This is a genomic window from Pseudocitrobacter corydidari, assembly GCF_021172065.1.
GTDB classification, from domain to species: Bacteria; Pseudomonadota; Gammaproteobacteria; order Enterobacterales; family Enterobacteriaceae; genus Pseudocitrobacter; species Pseudocitrobacter corydidari.
In genome coordinates this window covers 3,612,818-3,631,532 of sequence record NZ_CP087880.1, presented here as the reverse complement: position 1 = coordinate 3,631,532, position 18,715 = coordinate 3,612,818, and the positions used below count along the sequence as shown (strand labels likewise).

Here is an 18,715-nt window from a genome sequence, read left to right as displayed (position 1 = left end):
GCCATTAATTTCCCCATGAAATACCACGATCTACGCGACTTTCTGACATTGCTGGAGCAACAAGGTGAACTGAAACGTATTACGTTGCCTGTTGATCCTCACCTGGAAATCACCGAAATTGCCGATCGCACCCTGCGTGCTGGCGGCCCGGCGTTACTGTTTGAGAACCCAACGGGTTACGACATGCCGGTGCTGTGTAACCTGTTCGGTACGCCAAAGCGCGTGGCGATGGGGATGGGGCAGGAGGATGTCAGCGCACTGCGCGAAGTGGGGAAACTGCTGGCCTTTCTGAAGGAGCCTGAACCACCGAAAGGGTTCCGCGATCTCTTCGATAAACTCCCTCATTTCAAGCAAGTGCTTAACATGCCGACTAAGCGTCTGCGTGGCGCGCCGTGCCAGCAAAAAATTATCTCCGGTGATGATGTCGATTTATCGCGTATTCCGGTGATGACCTGCTGGCCGGAAGATGCGGCACCGTTAATCACCTGGGGGCTGACGGTCACACGCGGCCCGCACAAAGAGCGGCAGAACCTGGGCATTTATCGCCAACAGGTGATCGGCAAGAACAAACTGATTATGCGCTGGCTGTCGCATCGCGGCGGCGCGCTCGATTTTCAGGAGTGGTGCGCGGCGCATCCGGGCGAGCGATTCCCGGTATCCGTGGCGCTGGGTGCCGATCCTGCGACGATTCTGGGCGCGGTTACCCCGGTGCCGGATACGCTGTCGGAATACGCGTTTGCGGGTTTGCTGCGCGGCACAAAAACTGAAGTGGTGAAGTGCGTTTCTAACGACCTGGAAGTGCCTGCCAGCGCGGAAATCGTGCTGGAAGGGTATATCGAGATCGGTGAAATGGCACCGGAAGGGCCATATGGCGACCATACCGGTTACTACAACGAAGTGGATAACTTCCCGGTGTTTACCGTCACGCATATTACCCAGCGCGATGATGCCATTTATCACTCGACCTACACCGGACGTCCGCCGGATGAACCGGCGGTGCTGGGTGTGGCGTTAAACGAAGTCTTCGTACCGATTCTGCAAAAGCAGTTCCCCGAAATCGTCGATTTCTATCTGCCGCCGGAAGGGTGTTCTTACCGTCTGGCGGTTGTTACGATGAAAAAACAGTACGCCGGGCACGCGAAACGGGTGATGATGGGCGTATGGTCGTTTTTACGCCAGTTTATGTACACCAAGTTTGTTATCGTCTGCGATGACGATGTGAATGCGCGTGACTGGAATGATGTTATCTGGGCGATTACCACCCGTATGGACCCCGCGCGGGACACGGTACTGGTGGAAAACACGCCGATAGATTATCTGGATTTTGCCTCGCCGGTTTCCGGTCTGGGGTCAAAAATGGGGCTGGATGCCACCAATAAATGGCCAGGAGAAACCCAACGTGAATGGGGGCGTCCGATCAAAAAAGATCCGGCGGTTACGGCGCGTATCGACGCTATCTGGGATGAGCTGGCCATTTTTAGCGACAGCAAACGCGATTAACGCGGCTGTTCTGCCTGTTCAGGCACTGACGATTGGGGCAGTATTCAGACCCTGAAATGACTATAAGATCCGACAGAGGGAGCGCATGACAATTTTAAGCTGTAAAGTGACCTCGGTAGATGCCATCACCGACACTGTATATCGCGTCCGTTTAGTACCCGAAGCCCCATTCTCGTTCCAGGCGGGTCAGTATTTAATGGTCGTGATGGATGAGCGTGATAAGCGCCCGTTCTCCATGGCCTCCACGCCGGATCAGCAGGACTATATCGAACTGCATATTGGCGCATCGGAGCTCAATCTGTACGCGATGGCGGTTATGGATCGCATTCTGAAGGATCGCGAAATTGTCGTTGATATTCCTCATGGCGAAGCCTGGCTGCGCGACGATGAAGAACGTCCGCTGATTCTGATTGCGGGCGGTACTGGCTTCTCCTACGTGCGCTCCATTCTGCTGACTGCGCTGAAGCGTAACCCGAACCGGGATGTCACCATTTACTGGGGTGGGCGTGAAGAGAAACATCTGTATGACCTGGCTGAGCTTGAAGCGTTAACGGTTAATCATCCGAAGCTGAATGTTATCCCGGTTGTTGAGCAGCCTGATGACGCGTGGCGTGGCCGCTCCGGTACCGTGCTGACGGCGGTATTGCAAGATTACGGTACGCTGGCGGAGCATGATATCTATATTGCTGGCCGTTTCGAGATGGCGAAAATCGCCCGTGACCTGTTCTGCAACGAACGTCAGGCGCGTGAAGACCGACTGTTTGGCGATGCGTTTGCGTTTATTTAAGCAATAAAAAACCCGCCCCTGACAGGCGGGAAGAACGGCAACTAATCTTTTAATTTGTAGGCCGGGGACCCGGCCTACATGCACTTATACGCGTTCAAATACGGTCGCAATCCCCTGACCTAGCCCGATACACATCGTCGCCAGACCAAACTGGGCGTCTTTGCGTTCCATCAGGTTCAGCAGCGTGGTACTGATGCGCGCCCCTGAACATCCCAATGGGTGACCCAGGGCGATCGCCCCGCCGTTGAGGTTGATCTTCTCGTCTATCTGTTCTGTCAGCCCCAGATCTTTAATACATGGCAGGATCTGAGCGGCAAACGCTTCGTTCATTTCAAACAGGTCGATATCGCTTACCGACAGGCCCGCTTTTTTCAGCGCCAGCTTAGACGCCGGAACCGGGCCATAACCCATGATAGACGGATCGCAGCCGACAACCGCCATTGAGCGAATGCGCGCGCGCGGTGTGAAGCCCAGTTCGCGGGCGCGGCTTTCGCTCATGACCAGCATGGCGGAAGCGCCATCGGAAAGCGCGGAAGAGGAACCGGCGGTAACCGTGCCGGTGACCGGATCGAATGCCGGTTTCAGCGTCGCGAGCGCTTCAACGGTGGTTTCCGGTCGAATCACCTCATCGTAGTTAAACTGCTTCAGAACGCCGTCGGCATCGTGACCCCCGGTTGGGACTATCTCATTTTTAAACGCGCCGGACTGGGTTGCGGCCCAGGCACGCGCGTGAGAGCGGGCGGCAAAGGCATCCTGCATCTCACGGCTGATGCCGTGCATCCGCGCCAGCATTTCGGCGGTTAAACCCATCATGCCCGCCGCTTTGGCGACGTTACGGCTTAAGCCTGGGTGGAAATCGACGCCGTGGCTCATCGGCACGTGGCCCATATGTTCAACACCGCCGATGAGACAGGCGTGTGCATCGCCGGTCATGATCATACGTGCGGCGTCGTGCAACGCCTGCATCGACGAGCCACACAGGCGGTTAACGGTGTTGGCAGGCACCGAGTGCGGTACTTCCGCCAGCAGGGCGGCGTTACGCGCAATGTTAAAACCCTGCTCCAGCGTCTGCTGCACGCAGCCCCAGTAAATATCATCAAGAGACGCCGCTTCCAGCGCCGGGTTGCGCGCCAGCAGGCTACGCATCAGGTGCGCGGAGAGATCTTCCGCACGCACGTGACGGAAGGCGCCGCCTTTTGAACGGCCCATCGGGGTACGAATTGCATCGACAATGACAACCTGTTCCATTGTGACTCCTTAAGCCGTTTTCAGCGTGCCAACCGGACGGGCGGGCTCCACTGCGGGATAATACGGTTCGTTATGACGCGCTTTATTGCGCAGACCTTCCGGCACGTCATACAACGGACCGAGGTGCTGATACTGCTGCGCCATATCGAGATATTTCGCGCTACCCAGCGTATCCAGCCAGCGGAATGCACCGCCGTGGAACGGAGGGAAGCCCAGGCCGTAGACCAGCGCCATGTCTGCTTCTGCCGGGCTGGCAATGATGCCCTCTTCCAGGCAGCGCACTACTTCGTTGACCATCGGGATCATCATGCGGGCGATGATCTCTTCGTCGCTGAAGTCACGCTTCGGCTGGGAAACGTCGGCCAGCAGGCTGTCGGTTTGTGCGTCTTCTTCTTTTTTCGGTTTGCCTTTGCTGTCTTCTTTATAGCGCCAGAAGCCAAGGCCATTTTTCTGCCCGAAGCGGCTGGCATCAAACAGGGCGTCGATGGCGTCGCGATAATCTTTCTGCATGCGCTGCGGGAAACCTGCTGCCATCACGGCTTGTGCGTGATGTGCGGTGTCGATACCGACCACGTCCAGCAGATAAGCCGGGCCCATCGGCCAGCCAAACTGTTTCTCCATTACTTTGTCGACTTTGCGGAAATCCGCGCCGTCGCGCAGCAACTGGCTAAAACCGGCGAAGTAGGGGAACAGCACGCGGTTAACGAAGAAGCCGGGGCAGTCGTTGACCACGATCGGCGTTTTGCCCATCTGGCTGGCCCAGGAAACCACTTTGGCGATGGTTTGCTCACTGGTCTTTTTGCCGCGAATGATCTCAACCAGCGGCATGCGGTGCACCGGGTTGAAGAAGTGCATGCCGCAGAAGTTTTCCGGACGCTCCAGCGCGTCGGCCAGTTCGCCGATCGGAATGGTTGAAGTGTTGGAGGCCAGCACAGCATCCGGGCGGACTTTTTGCTCGGTTTCCGCCAGCACCGCTTTTTTCACCTTCGGATTTTCAACAACCGCTTCCACAACCACATCGACACGGTCGAACCCGGCGTAATCCAGCGTAGGCTGGATGGTGGAAATGACGCCTGCCAGTTTCAGACCATCAATTTTTCCGCGCTCCAGCTGCTTATTTAGCAGTTTGCTGGCCTCTGTCATGCCAAGCGTCAGCGATTTCTCGTTGATATCTTTCATGATCACCGGCACGCCTTTCCAGGCCGATTGATACGCGATACCGCCGCCCATAATACCCGCGCCCAGAACGGCGGCGTGTTTCGGCGCATCGGTGGTTTTGGCGAGTTTTTTCGCCAGACCTTTTACGTATTGATCGTTCAGGAAGATACCAACCAGCGCGCGCGCTTCGTTGGTGTGCGCCAGCGGGACAAAGCTTTGGTTTTCCAGCTTCAAGGCTTCATCGCGCCCCAGACGTGCAGCGGCTTCAATGGTTTTCACGGCGGTAATGGGGGCAGGGTAATGTTTGCCTGCGGTTTGCATTACCATGCCTTTGGCGATAGTGAAGCTCATGGTGGCTTCCACTTTACTAAGCTTCAGCGGTTCCAGTTTCGGACGACGCTTCGCGCGCCAGTCGAGATCGCCATTTATCGCCTGGCGCAATACGGACAGCGCACCATCGATCAGTTTCTCGTGTTTAACAACGCCATCCACCAGGCCGATTTTCAGCGCCTGCTCCGCACCAACATCTTTCCCGGCGGCGATAATTTCCAGCGCGCTGTCCGCGCCCAACAGGCGTGGCATACGCACGGAACCGCCAAAGCCGGGCATGATCCCCAGTTTGGTTTCCGGCAGGCCGATGCGCAGGTCTGGCGTGGCTAAACGGTAATCGGTCGCCAGTACGCATTCGCAGCCGCCGCCCAGCGCGTAGCCGTTAACGGCGGCGATGGTCGGAACCGGTAAATCTTCCAGACGGTTGAAGACGCTGTTGGCGAAATGCAGCCATTCGCTGAGCTGTTCTTCTGGCACCAGGAACAGCGAGAGGAATTCGGTAATGTCTGCGCCGACGATAAACGCCGCTTTTTCAGAGCGCAGCAGCAGCCCTTTCAGCTCTTTTTGTTTTTCGAGGACATCGAGCGCGTGACCGAGGCTGGCTACGGTCGCCGTATCTAATTTATTCACCGAGCCGGGGGCGTCGAACACCAGTTCGGCAATGCCATCTTCCAGCCAGTTGAGGTACAGGGTATCGCCTTTGTAGAGCATGTCAGTCTCCTGAATCCAGCAGTGTAATCTGGTCGTACCAGATGAGGCTGAGTGTGGTTTTTATGTTAATAAAATGCAAATTACTCTTTAAATATTTGCTGGGGAGATCACGACTGGTGGAGATCACGCAGGTTCGGCGAGGTGTGCTAAGATGCGAAAACTTGAGGGCAAAAATGTACAAGGACTAAAAATGGAATCACTGGCTGCACTCTATAAAAATCATATCGCCACCCTGCAGGAGCGCGCGCGTAACGCGCTGGACCGCTTCAAGCTGGACGCGCTGTTAATTCATTCCGGCGAACTGATGAACGTGTTCCTCGATGATCACCCGTATCCGTTCAAGGTCAACCCGCAGTTTAAAGCCTGGGTGCCCGTGACGCAGGTGCCAAACTGCTGGCTGCTGGTGGATGGCGTCAATAAACCGAAGCTGTGGTTCTATCTGCCGGTCGATTACTGGCACAACGTTGAGCCGTTGCCGACCTCTTTTTGGACAGAAGAAGTTGAGGTGATTGCGCTGCCGAAAGCAGACGGTATTGGTAGCCAACTGCCAGCGGCTCGCGGAAATATCGGTTATATTGGTCCGGTTCCGGAGCGTGCGATTGGCCTGGGCATTGCTGCCGATAAGATCAACCCGAAAGGGGTGATTGATTACCTGCACTACTATCGTTCTTATAAAACGGATTACGAACTGGCCTGTATGCGCGAAGCGCAGAAAACGGCGGTCAACGGCCATCGCGCAGCGGAAGAAGCTTTCCGTTCCGGGATGAGCGAGTTCGACATCAATCAGGCGTATCTGACGGCGACCGGGCATCGCGATACCGATGTACCGTATGGCAACATCGTGGCGCTGAATGAACACGCCTCTGTATTGCACTACACCAAACTGGATCACCGCGTGCCGTCTGAAGTGCGTAGCTTCCTGCTGGACGCTGGCGCAGAATATAACGGTTATGCCGCTGACCTCACTCGCACCTGGGCGGCGCACAGCGACAATGATTTCGCCCATCTGATTAAAGACGTGAATGACGAGCAGCTGGCGCTGATCGCCACCATGAAAGCGGGTGTCAGCTACGTGGATTACCATATCCAGTTCCATCAGCGCATCGCAAAAATTCTGCGTAAACATCAAATCCTCACCGATATGAGCGAAGAGGCGATGGTTGAAAATGACCTGACCGGGCCATTTATGCCGCACGGTATTGGTCACCCGTTGGGATTACAGGTTCATGATGTCGCGGGCTTTATGCAGGATGACACCGGCACGCACCTGGCTGCGCCGTCGAAATATCCGTACCTGCGCTGCACCCGCGTGTTGCAACCGCGCATGGTGCTGACCATCGAACCGGGCATTTACTTCATTGAATCTCTGCTGGCGCCGTGGCGTGAAGGGCAGTTCAGCAAGCACTTCAACTGGCAGAAAATTGAAGCGCTGAAACCGTTCGGCGGGATTCGTATCGAAGATAACGTCGTGATCCACGAAAATAACGTTGAGAACATGACGCGCGATCTGAAACTGGCGTAATGGAAAGCTGGCCGATACCGGCGTCGCCGGTCACGTTTACTGAAGAGATTAAAAAGAGCCGTTTCATCACCCTGCTGGCGCATACCGACGGGGTGGAGGCGGCGAAAGCGTTTGTTGAGTCGGTGAGGGCGGAACATCCTGATGCCCGTCACCACTGCGTCGCCTGGGTTGCCGGACGGCCAGATGACTCACAGCAGCTTGGCTTTTCAGATGATGGTGAACCGGCGGGAACGGCGGGTAAGCCCATGCTGGCGCAGCTTATGGGAAGCGGCGTCGGCGAAATTACCGCCGTGGTGGTTCGCTACTACGGCGGCGTGCTGTTGGGAACTGGCGGCCTGGTGAAAGCCTATGGCGGTGGTGTCCAGCAGGCGCTAAATCAACTCACAACACAAATCAAAACGCCATTAACCGAATATACTCTGTTGTGTGAATATGGTCAGTTGTCGGGGATAGAAACGCTGCTGGGGCAATTCTCTGGCGTCATTGTAACCAGTGACTATCAGGCATCGGTACAGCTACGCGTGGCGCTTCCGCAAGCGAAAGTGGATGCTTTTACAGCAAAACTGGCTGATTTTAGTCGTGGTTCATTGCAATTGTTAGCGATTGAAGAATAATCCCCCTCCTTACTTTTATACCAAAGGAAGCGCCAGAGATGCATTTTCGTGCCATAACCCGAATCGTCGGACTTCTGGTCATCTTGTTTTCGGGAACCATGATCCTTCCCGGCCTGGTGGCATTGATTTACCGCGATGGCGCCGGGCGGGCATTTACCCAAACCTTTTTTGTCGCGCTGGTGATTGGCTCATTACTGTGGTGGCCGAACCGTCGCGAGAAGGGCGAACTCAAATCGCGCGAAGGATTTTTGATTGTGGTCCTGTTCTGGACCGTACTGGGCAGCGTGGGTGCGCTTCCCTTTATCTTCTCTGAGCAGCCAAACCTCACGATAACCGACGCTTTTTTTGAATCCTTTTCCGGGCTGACAACGACCGGCGCGACGACGCTGGTGGGCCTCGATTCGCTGCCGCATGCGATTCTCTTTTATCGACAGATGCTGCAATGGTTCGGCGGTATGGGGATCATCGTGTTAGCCGTGGCGATTCTGCCTATCCTCGGCGTCGGGGGGATGCAGCTTTATCGTGCTGAAATGCCAGGGCCGCTGAAGGATAACAAGATGCGGCCGCGTATTGCGGAAACGGCAAAAACCCTGTGGCTCATCTATGTATTGCTGACCGTCGCCTGTGCGCTGGCGCTGTGGTTTGCGGGTATGCCGGCGTTCGACGCTATCGGTCACAGTTTCGCGACTATCGCGATTGGTGGCTTCTCGACGCATGATGCCAGCGTGGGCTATTTCGACAGCCCAACGATTAACACTATTATTGCTATCTTCTTACTGATCTCCGGGTGTAACTACGGTCTGCACTTCTCGTTACTGAGTGGGCGGAGCCTGAAGGTTTACTGGCGCGATCCGGAATTCAGAATGTTTATTGGCGTTCAATTGACGCTGGTCTTTATCTGTACGCTGGTGCTCTTTTTCCATAACGTTTACAGCTCGGCGCTGACGACGCTAAACCAGGCCTTCTTCCAGGTGGTGTCGATGGCGACGACGGCGGGCTTTACGACGGACAGCATCGCTCGCTGGCCGCTCTTCCTGCCGGTGCTGTTACTCTGCTCCGCGTTTATCGGCGGTTGCGCCGGGTCGACGGGCGGTGGTCTGAAGGTGATTCGTATCCTGCTGCTGTTCAAGCAGGGGAACCGCGAACTAAAGCGTCTGGTGCATCCGAATGCGGTGTATAGCATCAAACTGGGCAACCGTGCGCTGCCGGAACGTATTCTTGAAGCGGTATGGGGATTCTTCTCTGCGTATGCGCTGGTGTTCATTATCAGTATGCTGGCGATTATCGCGACCGGCGTGGATGACTTCTCTGCCTTTGCCTCGGTAGTGGCAACGCTGAATAACCTTGGACCAGGGCTTGGCGTAGTGGCGGATAACTTTGCCAGCATGAACCCGGTGGCGAAGTGGATCCTGATTGCGAACATGCTGTTTGGTCGTCTGGAAGTCTTTACGCTGCTGGTGTTGTTTACCCCAACCTTCTGGCGCGAATAAGTGGAGCTTGCGTTGAAAACATTAATTCTCTTCTCTACCCGTGATGGTCAGACGCGTGAAATTGCAGCGTATCTCTCTTCCGAGCTTAAAGAGCTGGGTATTGATTCTGAGCTGGTGAATCTGAATCGCACTCAGGACGTTGAGTGGGAACTGTATGACCGCGTTGTGGTGGGGGCGTCGATTCGCTATGGACACTTCCATTCTGCGGTCGATCGTTTTGTGAAAAAGCACGCCGCGCAAATGCAGGCGTTGCCGAGCGCTTTCTTCTCGGTGAACCTGGTGGCGCGTAAACCCGAGAAGCGCTCGCCGCAGACTAATAACTACACGCGTAAGTTTCTGCTGGCCTCGCCGTGGCAGCCGGATGCCTGCGCTGTTTTTGCCGGGGCGCTGCGTTACCCGCGTTATCGCTGGTATGACCGTTTTATGATCCGCCTGATTATGAAGATGACGGGCGGCGAAACGGATACCCGTAAAGAAGTGGTTTATACGGACTGGCAGCAGGTAGCCCATTTCGCGCGTGAAATTGCGCACATTCCGCGCAAATAGCGCACGAAAGTAGCGTGTTGCCTGGAAAGTGAGCGAATGAAAAGTTTTTTGTATTTTATGCTTGCGAGATCTCAATTACTCCCTATAATGCGCCTCCACTGACACGGAACAACGGCCTCTAAGCCGCCGGATTAGCAGGCTTCCTTCGGGAACGCCGCCAGAGAAAAGCGAAAATAAGCGCTTGACTCTGAAGGAGGAAAGCGTATTATGCGCACCTCGCAACGGTGAGCTTCATGCCGCGTTGCACTGCTCTTTAACAATTTATCAGACAATCTGTGTGGGCACTCAATGATACGGATTCTTAACGTCGCAAGACGATAAATGAATACCAAGTCTCTGAGTGAACACGTAATTCATTACGAAGTTTAATTCACGAGCATCAAACTTAAATTGAAGAGTTTGATCATGGCTCAGATTGAACGCTGGCGGCAGGCCTAACACATGCAAGTCGAACGGTAACAGAAAGCAGCTTGCTGCTTTGCTGACGAGTGGCGGACGGGTGAGTAATGTCTGGGAAACTGCCTGATGGAGGGGGATAACTACTGGAAACGGTAGCTAATACCGCATAACGTCGCAAGACCAAAGAGGGGGACCTTCGGGCCTCTTGCCATCGGATGTGCCCAGATGGGATTAGCTAGTAGGTGGGGTAACGGCTCACCTAGGCGACGATCCCTAGCTGGTCTGAGAGGATGACCAGCCACACTGGAACTGAGACACGGTCCAGACTCCTACGGGAGGCAGCAGTGGGGAATATTGCACAATGGGCGCAAGCCTGATGCAGCCATGCCGCGTGTATGAAGAAGGCCTTCGGGTTGTAAAGTACTTTCAGCGAGGAGGAAGGTGTTGTGGTTAATAACCACAGCAATTGACGTTACTCGCAGAAGAAGCACCGGCTAACTCCGTGCCAGCAGCCGCGGTAATACGGAGGGTGCAAGCGTTAATCGGAATTACTGGGCGTAAAGCGCACGCAGGCGGTTTGTTAAGTCAGATGTGAAATCCCCGGGCTCAACCTGGGAACTGCATTTGAAACTGGCAAGCTTGAGTCTCGTAGAGGGGGGTAGAATTCCAGGTGTAGCGGTGAAATGCGTAGAGATCTGGAGGAATACCGGTGGCGAAGGCGGCCCCCTGGACGAAGACTGACGCTCAGGTGCGAAAGCGTGGGGAGCAAACAGGATTAGATACCCTGGTAGTCCACGCTGTAAACGATGTCGACTTGGAGGTTGTGCCCTTGAGGCGTGGCTTCCGGAGCTAACGCGTTAAGTCGACCGCCTGGGGAGTACGGCCGCAAGGTTAAAACTCAAATGAATTGACGGGGGCCCGCACAAGCGGTGGAGCATGTGGTTTAATTCGATGCAACGCGAAGAACCTTACCTACTCTTGACATCCACGGAACTTTTCAGAGATGAATTGGTGCCTTCGGGAACCGTGAGACAGGTGCTGCATGGCTGTCGTCAGCTCGTGTTGTGAAATGTTGGGTTAAGTCCCGCAACGAGCGCAACCCTTATCCTTTGTTGCCAGCGGTTAGGCCGGGAACTCAAAGGAGACTGCCAGTGATAAACTGGAGGAAGGTGGGGATGACGTCAAGTCATCATGGCCCTTACGAGTAGGGCTACACACGTGCTACAATGGCATATACAAAGAGAAGCGACCTCGCGAGAGCAAGCGGACCTCATAAAGTATGTCGTAGTCCGGATTGGAGTCTGCAACTCGACTCCATGAAGTCGGAATCGCTAGTAATCGTAGATCAGAATGCTACGGTGAATACGTTCCCGGGCCTTGTACACACCGCCCGTCACACCATGGGAGTGGGTTGCAAAAGAAGTAGGTAGCTTAACCTTCGGGAGGGCGCTTACCACTTTGTGATTCATGACTGGGGTGAAGTCGTAACAAGGTAACCGTAGGGGAACCTGCGGTTGGATCACCTCCTTACCTTAAAGAACCGTTCCTTGAAGTGTCCACACAGATTGTCTGATGAAAAGTAAATAGCAAGGCGTCTTGCGATTGAGACTTCAGTGTCCCCTTCGTCTAGAGGCCCAGGACACCGCCCTTTCACGGCGGTAACAGGGGTTCGAATCCCCTAGGGGACGCCACTTGCTGGTATGTGTGAGTGAAAGTCGCCGACCGTCATATCTCAAAACTCATCTTCGGGTGACGTTTGAGATATTTGCTCTTTAAAAATCTGGATCAAGCTGAAAATTGAAACGACACACTTTAAGTGTGTTCGAGTCTCTCAAATTTTCGCAACACGATGGTGTTTTACGAAACATCTTCGGGTTGTGAGGTTAAGCGACTAAGCGTACACGGTGGATGCCCTGGCAGTCAGAGGCGATGAAGGACGTGCTAATCTGCGATAAGCGTCGGTAAGGTGATATGAACCGTTATAACCGGCGATTTCCGAATGGGGAAACCCAGTGTGATTCGTCACACTATCATTACGTGAATACATAGCGTAATGAAGCGAACCGGGGGAACTGAAACATCTAAGTACCCCGAGGAAAAGAAATCAACCGAGATTCCCCCAGTAGCGGCGAGCGAACGGGGAGCAGCCCAGAGTCTGAATCAGCATGTGTGTTAGTGGAAGCGTCTGGAAAGTCGCACGATACAGGGTGAAAGTCCCGTACACCAAAATGCATATGTTGTGAACTCGAAGAGTAGGGCGGGACACGTGGTATCCTGTCTGAATATGGGGGGACCATCCTCCAAGGCTAAATACTCCTGACTGACCGATAGTGAACCAGTACCGTGAGGGAAAGGCGAAAAGAACCCCGGCGAGGGGAGTGAAAAAGAACCTGAAACCGTGTACGTACAAGCAGTGGGAGCCTACTTGTTAGGTGACTGCGTACCTTTTGTATAATGGGTCAGCGACTTATATTCTGTAGCAAGGTTAACCGAATAGGGGAGCCGAAGGGAAACCGAGTCTTAACTGGGCGTTAAGTTGCAGGGTATAGACCCGAAACCCGGTGATCTAGCCATGGGCAGGTTGAAGGTTGGGTAACACTAACTGGAGGACCGAACCGACTAATGTTGAAAAATTAGCGGATGACTTGTGGCTGGGGGTGAAAGGCCAATCAAACCGGGAGATAGCTGGTTCTCCCCGAAAGCTATTTAGGTAGCGCCTCGTGAACTCATCTTCGGGGGTAGAGCACTGTTTCGGCTAGGGGGTCATCCCGACTTACCAACCCGATGCAAACTGCGAATACCGAAGAATGTTATCACGGGAGACACACGGCGGGTGCTAACGTCCGTCGTGAAGAGGGAAACAACCCAGACCGCCAGCTAAGGTCCCAAAGTCACAGTTAAGTGGGAAACGATGTGGGAAGGCTCAGACAGCCAGGATGTTGGCTTAGAAGCAGCCATCATTTAAAGAAAGCGTAATAGCTCACTGGTCGAGTCGGCCTGCGCGGAAGATGTAACGGGGCTAAACTGTGCACCGAAGCTGCGGCAGCGACACTAAGTGTTGTTGGGTAGGGGAGCGTTCTGTAAGCCGTCGAAGGTGTGTCGTGAGGCATGCTGGAGGTATCAGAAGTGCGAATGCTGACATAAGTAACGATAAAGCGGGTGAAAAGCCCGCTCGCCGGAAGACCAAGGGTTCCTGTCCAACGTTAATCGGGGCAGGGTGAGTCGACCCCTAAGGCGAGGCCGAAAGGCGTAGTCGATGGGAAACAGGTTAATATTCCTGTACTTGGTGTTACTGCGAAGGGGGGACGGAGAAGGCTATGTTGGCCGGGCGACGGTTGTCCCGGTTTAAGCGTGTAGGTGGGAAGTTTAGGTAAATCCGGACTTCTGTTAACACTGAGACGTGATGACGAGGCACTACGGTGCTGAAGTAACAAATGCCCTGCTTCCAGGAAAAGCCTCTAAGCTATAGGTAACATTGAATCGTACCCCAAACCGACACAGGTGGTCAGGTAGAGAATACCAAGGCGCTTGAGAGAACTCGGGTGAAGGAACTAGGCAAAATGGTGCCGTAACTTCGGGAGAAGGCACGCTGATATGTAGGTGAAGTGATTTACTCATGGAGCTGAAATCAGTCGAAGATACCAGCTGGCTGCAACTGTTTATTAAAAACACAGCACTGTGCAAACACGAAAGTGGACGTATACGGTGTGACGCCTGCCCGGTGCCGGAAGGTTAATTGATGGGGTTAGCGGCAACGCGAAGCTCTTGATCGAAGCCCCGGTAAACGGCGGCCGTAACTATAACGGTCCTAAGGTAGCGAAATTCCTTGTCGGGTAAGTTCCGACCTGCACGAATGGCGTAATGATGGCCAGGCTGTCTCCACCCGAGACTCAGTGAAATTGAACTCGCTGTGAAGATGCAGTGTACCCGCGGCAAGACGGAAAGACCCCGTGAACCTTTACTATAGCTTGACACTGAACATTGAGCCTTGATGTGTAGGATAGGTGGGAGGCTTTGAAGTGTGGACGCCAGTCTGCATGGAGCCAACCTTGAAATACCACCCTTTAATGTTTGATGTTCTAACGTAGACCCGTGATCCGGGTTGCGGACAGTGTCTGGTGGGTAGTTTGACTGGGGCGGTCTCCTCCCAAAGAGTAACGGAGGAGCACGAAGGTTAGCTAATCCTGGTCGGACATCAGGAGGTTAGTGCAATGGCATAAGCTAGCTTGACTGCGAGCGTGACGGCGCGAGCAGGTGCGAAAGCAGGTCATAGTGATCCGGTGGTTCTGAATGGAAGGGCCATCGCTCAACGGATAAAAGGTACTCCGGGGATAACAGGCTGATACCGCCCAAGAGTTCATATCGACGGCGGTGTTTGGCACCTCGATGTCGGCTCATCACATCCTGGGGCTGAAGTAGGTCCCAAGGGTATGGCTGTTCGCCATTTAAAGTGGTACGCGAGCTGGGTTTAGAACGTCGTGAGACAGTTCGGTCCCTATCTGCCGTGGGCGCTGGAGAATTGAGGGGGGCTGCTCCTAGTACGAGAGGACCGGAGTGGACGCATCACTGGTGTTCGGGTTGTCATGCCAATGGCATTGCCCGGTAGCTACATGCGGAAGAGATAAGTGCTGAAAGCATCTAAGCACGAAACTTGCCCCGAGATGAGTTCTCCCTGACTCTTTAAGAGTCCTGAAGGAACGTTGAAGACGACGACGTTGATAGGCTGGGTGTGTAAGTGCAGCGATGCATTGAGCTAACCAGTACTAATGAACCGTGAGGCTTAACCTTACAACGCCGAAGATGTTTTGGCGAAGAGACATCGATAAGTAAGCTTGATAACAGATTAGATTAACCGGCGATAAGCGGGTTAATGCAACAGAATTTGCCTGGCGGCACTAGCGCGGTGGTCCCACCTGACCCCATGCCGAACTCAGAAGTGAAACGCCGTAGCGCCGATGGTAGTGTGGGGCCTCCCCATGCGAGAGTAGGGAACTGCCAGGCATCAAATAAAACGAAAGGCTCAGTCGAAAGACTGAGCCTTTTGTTTTATCTGTTGTTTGTCGGTGAACGCTCTCCCGAGTAGGACAAATCCGCCGGGAGCGGATTTGAACGTTGCGAAGCAACGGCCCGAAGGGTGGCGGGCAGGACGCCCGCCATAAACTGCCAGGCATCAAATAAAGCAGAAGGCCATCCGCAAGGATGGCCTTTTTGCGTTGGTGCAAAAAACAACGCCGGATGGCGGCTGCGCCTTATCCGGCCTGCGGGTGCGGTGCACACTGTAGGCCCGGTAAGCGCAAGCGCCACCGGGCGATACCGCGCGCACAATCCCCTCATATACGGTAAACTAGCGACGTTTTTGCATCAGGAAAGCAGCTATGAACCATTCCCTAAAACCCTGGAACACCTTCGGCATTGATCATCATGCGAAGCACATTGTATGCGCGGAAAACGAACAACAACTACTGAGCGCCTGGCAGCATGCGACCGCAGAAAGTCTGCCAGTTCTTATTCTGGGTGAAGGAAGCAACGTTCTCTTCCTGGAAGATTACGCCGGAACCGTCATCGTTAACCGGATTAAAGGTATCGATGTCACAGAGTCGGCAGATGCCTGGCATCTTTATGTCGGGGCGGGTGAAAACTGGCATCAATTGGTTTGTTATACACTTGATAACAACATGCCGGGTCTGGAAAACTTAGCGTTGATCCCTGGCTGTGCCGGTTCATCACCCATTCAAAATATCGGAGCCTATGGCGTCGAGCTTCAACAGGTCTGTGAATTTGTCGACTGTGTCGAACTGGCGACCGGTAAACACCTGCGTTTATCGGCAGCAGAATGTCGCTTTGGTTATCGCGATAGCATCTTTAAACATGAGTATCAGGACAAATTCGCTATTCTGGCCGTGGGTTTTCGCCTGGCGAAAGCATGGAAGCCAGTGCTGACGTACGGCGATCTGACGCGATTAGATCCGCAGACCGTTACGCCGCGTGATGTTTTTGATTCCGTATGCCATATGCGAATGACGAAACTCCCGGACCCTAAAGTTAACGGTAACGCGGGAAGCTTCTTCAAGAACCCGGTCGTTGATCGCGAGCACGCCGATGCGCTACTGGCTTTATTCCCCAATGCGCCGCATTACCCGCAGCGTGATGGAACCGTGAAACTGGCGGCGGGCTGGCTTATCGACCAGTGTCAGTTGAAAGGCTATATTCACGGTGGTGCGGCGGTACATCAACAGCAGGCGCTGGTCCTCATCAATCAGGGTAATGCGACCAGTAATGATGTGGTTGGCCTGGCCCACCATGTTCGGGCGGAGGTTGGCGAGAAATTTAATGTCTGGCTGGAGCCTGAAGTGCGATTTATGGGGCCAACGGGCGAAGTGAACGCGGTAGAGGTCATTGCATGAAAGACAACACGGTACCCTTAACGCTGATAGCCATCCTATCCGACGGTGAATTCCATTCCGGCGAACAGTTGGGCGAAAAACTGGGCATGAGCCGCGCGGCGATTAACAAACATATCCAGACCTTGCGTGATTGGGGCGTGGATGTTTTCACTGTTCCCGGCAAAGGTTACAGCTTGCCAGAGCCTATCCAGTTACTGGAAGAAGAACGCATTCGTCAGCAAATTGAATATGGCAACGTAGCGGTCTTACCGGTTATTGATTCCACTAACCAGTATCTGCTCGATCGTATTCACGACCTGCATTCCGGTGATGCCTGCGTGGCAGAGTATCAAACCGCAGGGCGTGGCCGCCGTGGCCGTAAATGGTTCTCTCCGTTCGGGGCGAATCTCTATCTTTCGATGTACTGGCGGCTGGAGCAGGGGCCTGCGGCGGCAATTGGTTTGAGTCTGGTGATTGGCATTGTCATGGCCGAAGTATTGCAAAGCCTGGGCGCCGATCAGGTACGCGTGAAATGGCCGAATGACCTGTACCTTAATGACCGTAAACTTGCCGGGATCCTGGTGGAATTAACCGGAAAAACGGGTGATGCTGCGCAAATTGTCATTGGCGCGGGGATTAACCTCGTCATGCGCCACGTTGAAAATGATGTCATTAATCAAGGCTGGATTAACCTTCAGGAAGCGGGGATCTCCATCGATCGCAACACGCTTGCCGTCCGCCTGATTAAAGAGTTGCGTGATTCGCTACGTCTGTTTGAGCAGGAAGGGCTGACACCGTATCTGACACGCTGGAAAAGACTCGATAACTTTATTGATCGCCCGGTGAAGTTAATTATCGGCGACAAAGAGATCTTCGGTGTATCACGTGGTATTGATTCGCAAGGCGCATTATTACTTGAGCAGGATGGGGTGATTAAGCCCTGGGTCGGTGGCGAAATTTCGTTGCGTAGTGCAGAATGAAAAAAAGGGAGCCGAGGCTCCCTTTTCTATAAAAGTATTTATTTTCTCAGGCGGACCTGCTCAACCGAGTGATTTGCGCTTTTCGTCAAAATCAGGCTCGCGCGCTCGCGCGTAGGCAAGATATTTTCCTTAAGATTCACAAGGTTAATCTCATTCCACAAATTAGTCGCTACGTTTACCGCTTCATCTTTTGAAAGCTGCGCATAGTTATGGAAATAAGAATCCGGGTCGGTAAATGCACCTTCACGGAATTTCAGGAAGCGGTTGATATACCACGATTGAAGTAGTTTTTCCGGCGCATCAACATATATTGAGAAGTCGACGAAATCGGAAACAAATACATGATGTGGATCGTGTGGATAATCCATCCCGCTTTGCAGAACATTTAATCCTTCAAGAATTAAAATATCAGGATGCGTAACCGTTTTATCGCCGTCCGGGATGACATCATAAATCAGATGCGAATAGACAGGCGCCGTCACATCAGGCACGCCGGATTTCAGGTCTGAAACGAATTTCACCAGGCGATGCATATCATAAGATTGCGGGAAGCCTTTCTTCTTCATCAGCCCACGTTCTTTCAGCACCTCATTAGGGTGCAGGAAGCCATCGGTGGTAATCAGCTCTACGCGACGATGTTCAGGCCAGCGGCTTAGTAATGCCTGCAAAACGCGCGCGGTGGTGCTTTTCCCCACGGCGACGCTGCCGGCGATACTAATGATATAAGGAATACGTTGCCCGTTGGTGCCCAGGAACTGTTCCAGCACAGCCTGGCGACGCAGGTTAGAGCTGATATAGAAGTTGAGCAAACGCGATAAAGGCAAATAGATCTCGGCGACCTCTTCCAGCGACAGATCTTCGTTGATACCTTTCAACCGTTTGATTTCCCCTTCAGTCAGGGTCATCGGCACGGAATCACGAAGTGCAGCCCACTGGCTACGATTAAACTGTAGGTAAGGTGTCATTAACGTTTGCTCTTTTTTTCTCATAAGCATGTTCTGACCGCCGCCTTAACGAACACACGACGCATCAACATTCAGTTAATCA

Annotated in this window: 11 protein-coding genes, 1 tRNA gene and 3 rRNA genes; 12 read left to right on the top strand and 3 right to left on the bottom strand. The window is 53.7% G+C overall.

Annotation, left to right across the window (positions count from 1 at the left end; genetic code table 11):
- Positions 1 to 15: 15 nt before the first annotated feature.
- Together ubiD and fre are read left to right on the top strand one after the other, a co-directional pair.
- Entirely contained in the window at positions 16 to 1,500 is a 1,485-nt protein-coding gene (gene ubiD / locus G163CM_RS16855; RefSeq protein WP_015966403.1) for a 4-hydroxy-3-polyprenylbenzoate decarboxylase, read from the top strand.
- A gap of 85 nt (positions 1,501 to 1,585) precedes the next feature.
- Positions 1,586 to 2,287 (top strand): NAD(P)H-flavin reductase, encoded by a 702-nt coding sequence (fre, locus tag G163CM_RS16850; RefSeq protein ID WP_015966402.1) that lies wholly within the window; start codon positions 1,586 to 1,588, stop codon positions 2,285 to 2,287.
- Positions 2,288 to 2,371: 84 nt separating this feature from the next.
- Here the strand turns inward: fre and fadA are convergent, their stop codons facing one another.
- Complete coding sequence (gene fadA / locus G163CM_RS16845) at positions 2,372 to 3,535, bottom strand: acetyl-CoA C-acyltransferase FadA (protein WP_231825696.1); 1,164 nt, start codon at positions 3,533 to 3,535, stop codon at positions 2,372 to 2,374.
- A gap of 9 nt (positions 3,536 to 3,544) precedes the next feature.
- Positions 3,545 to 5,734: a fatty acid oxidation complex subunit alpha FadB gene (gene fadB, locus G163CM_RS16840; RefSeq protein WP_231825695.1), complete on the bottom strand. Its 2,190-nt coding sequence runs from the start codon at positions 5,732 to 5,734 to the stop codon at positions 3,545 to 3,547.
- A 190-nt stretch (positions 5,735 to 5,924) separates the two neighbouring features.
- On the opposite strand from fadB, the gene pepQ reads away from it, so the two are divergent.
- The 10 genes from pepQ (at position 5,925) to birA (ending at position 17,668) form a co-directional block, all read left to right on the top strand.
- Complete coding sequence (pepQ, locus tag G163CM_RS16835) at positions 5,925 to 7,256, top strand: Xaa-Pro dipeptidase (protein ID WP_015966399.1); 1,332 nt, start codon at positions 5,925 to 5,927, stop codon at positions 7,254 to 7,256.
- On the top strand, positions 7,256 to 7,870 hold the full coding sequence (locus G163CM_RS16830) for an IMPACT family protein (RefSeq protein ID WP_231825694.1): 615 nt from the start codon (positions 7,256 to 7,258) through the stop codon (positions 7,868 to 7,870). Before pepQ ends, G163CM_RS16830 begins: the two co-directional genes overlap by 1 nt.
- 38 nt (positions 7,871 to 7,908) lie before the next feature.
- Positions 7,909 to 9,360, top strand: a complete 1,452-nt coding sequence (trkH, locus tag G163CM_RS16825) for a Trk system potassium transporter TrkH (RefSeq protein ID WP_015966397.1) — start codon at positions 7,909 to 7,911, stop codon at positions 9,358 to 9,360.
- Positions 9,361 to 9,372: 12 nt separating this feature from the next.
- Entirely contained in the window at positions 9,373 to 9,906 is a 534-nt protein-coding gene (gene hemG, locus G163CM_RS16820; RefSeq protein WP_231825693.1) for a menaquinone-dependent protoporphyrinogen IX dehydrogenase, read from the top strand.
- A 387-nt stretch (positions 9,907 to 10,293) separates the two neighbouring features.
- A 16S ribosomal RNA gene (locus G163CM_RS16815) occupies positions 10,294 to 11,835 on the top strand.
- 85 nt (positions 11,836 to 11,920) lie between these two features.
- A tRNA-Glu gene (locus tag G163CM_RS16810) sits at positions 11,921 to 11,996 on the top strand.
- Between the two features lie 190 nt (positions 11,997 to 12,186).
- Positions 12,187 to 15,093, top strand: a 23S ribosomal RNA gene (locus G163CM_RS16805).
- Between the two features lie 97 nt (positions 15,094 to 15,190).
- Positions 15,191 to 15,306: ribosomal RNA gene (gene rrf / locus G163CM_RS16800) — 5S ribosomal RNA — on the top strand.
- The 16S, 23S and 5S rRNA genes sit together here with 1 tRNA gene alongside, the layout of an rRNA operon.
- Positions 15,307 to 15,680: 374 nt before the next feature.
- A complete protein-coding gene (murB, locus tag G163CM_RS16795; RefSeq protein WP_231825692.1) occupies positions 15,681 to 16,709 on the top strand; it encodes a UDP-N-acetylmuramate dehydrogenase in 1,029 nt (342 codons plus the stop codon).
- Positions 16,706 to 17,668, top strand: a complete 963-nt coding sequence (gene birA, locus G163CM_RS16790; protein ID WP_231825691.1) for a bifunctional biotin--[acetyl-CoA-carboxylase] ligase/biotin operon repressor BirA — start codon at positions 16,706 to 16,708, stop codon at positions 17,666 to 17,668. Before murB ends, birA begins: the two co-directional genes overlap by 4 nt.
- Before the next feature lie 38 nt (positions 17,669 to 17,706).
- On the opposite strand, the gene coaA is transcribed toward birA, so the two are convergent.
- On the bottom strand, positions 17,707 to 18,657 hold the full coding sequence (gene coaA / locus G163CM_RS16785) for a type I pantothenate kinase (RefSeq protein ID WP_231828391.1): 951 nt from the start codon (positions 18,655 to 18,657) through the stop codon (positions 17,707 to 17,709).
- Between the last annotated feature and the right edge of the window lie 58 nt (positions 18,658 to 18,715).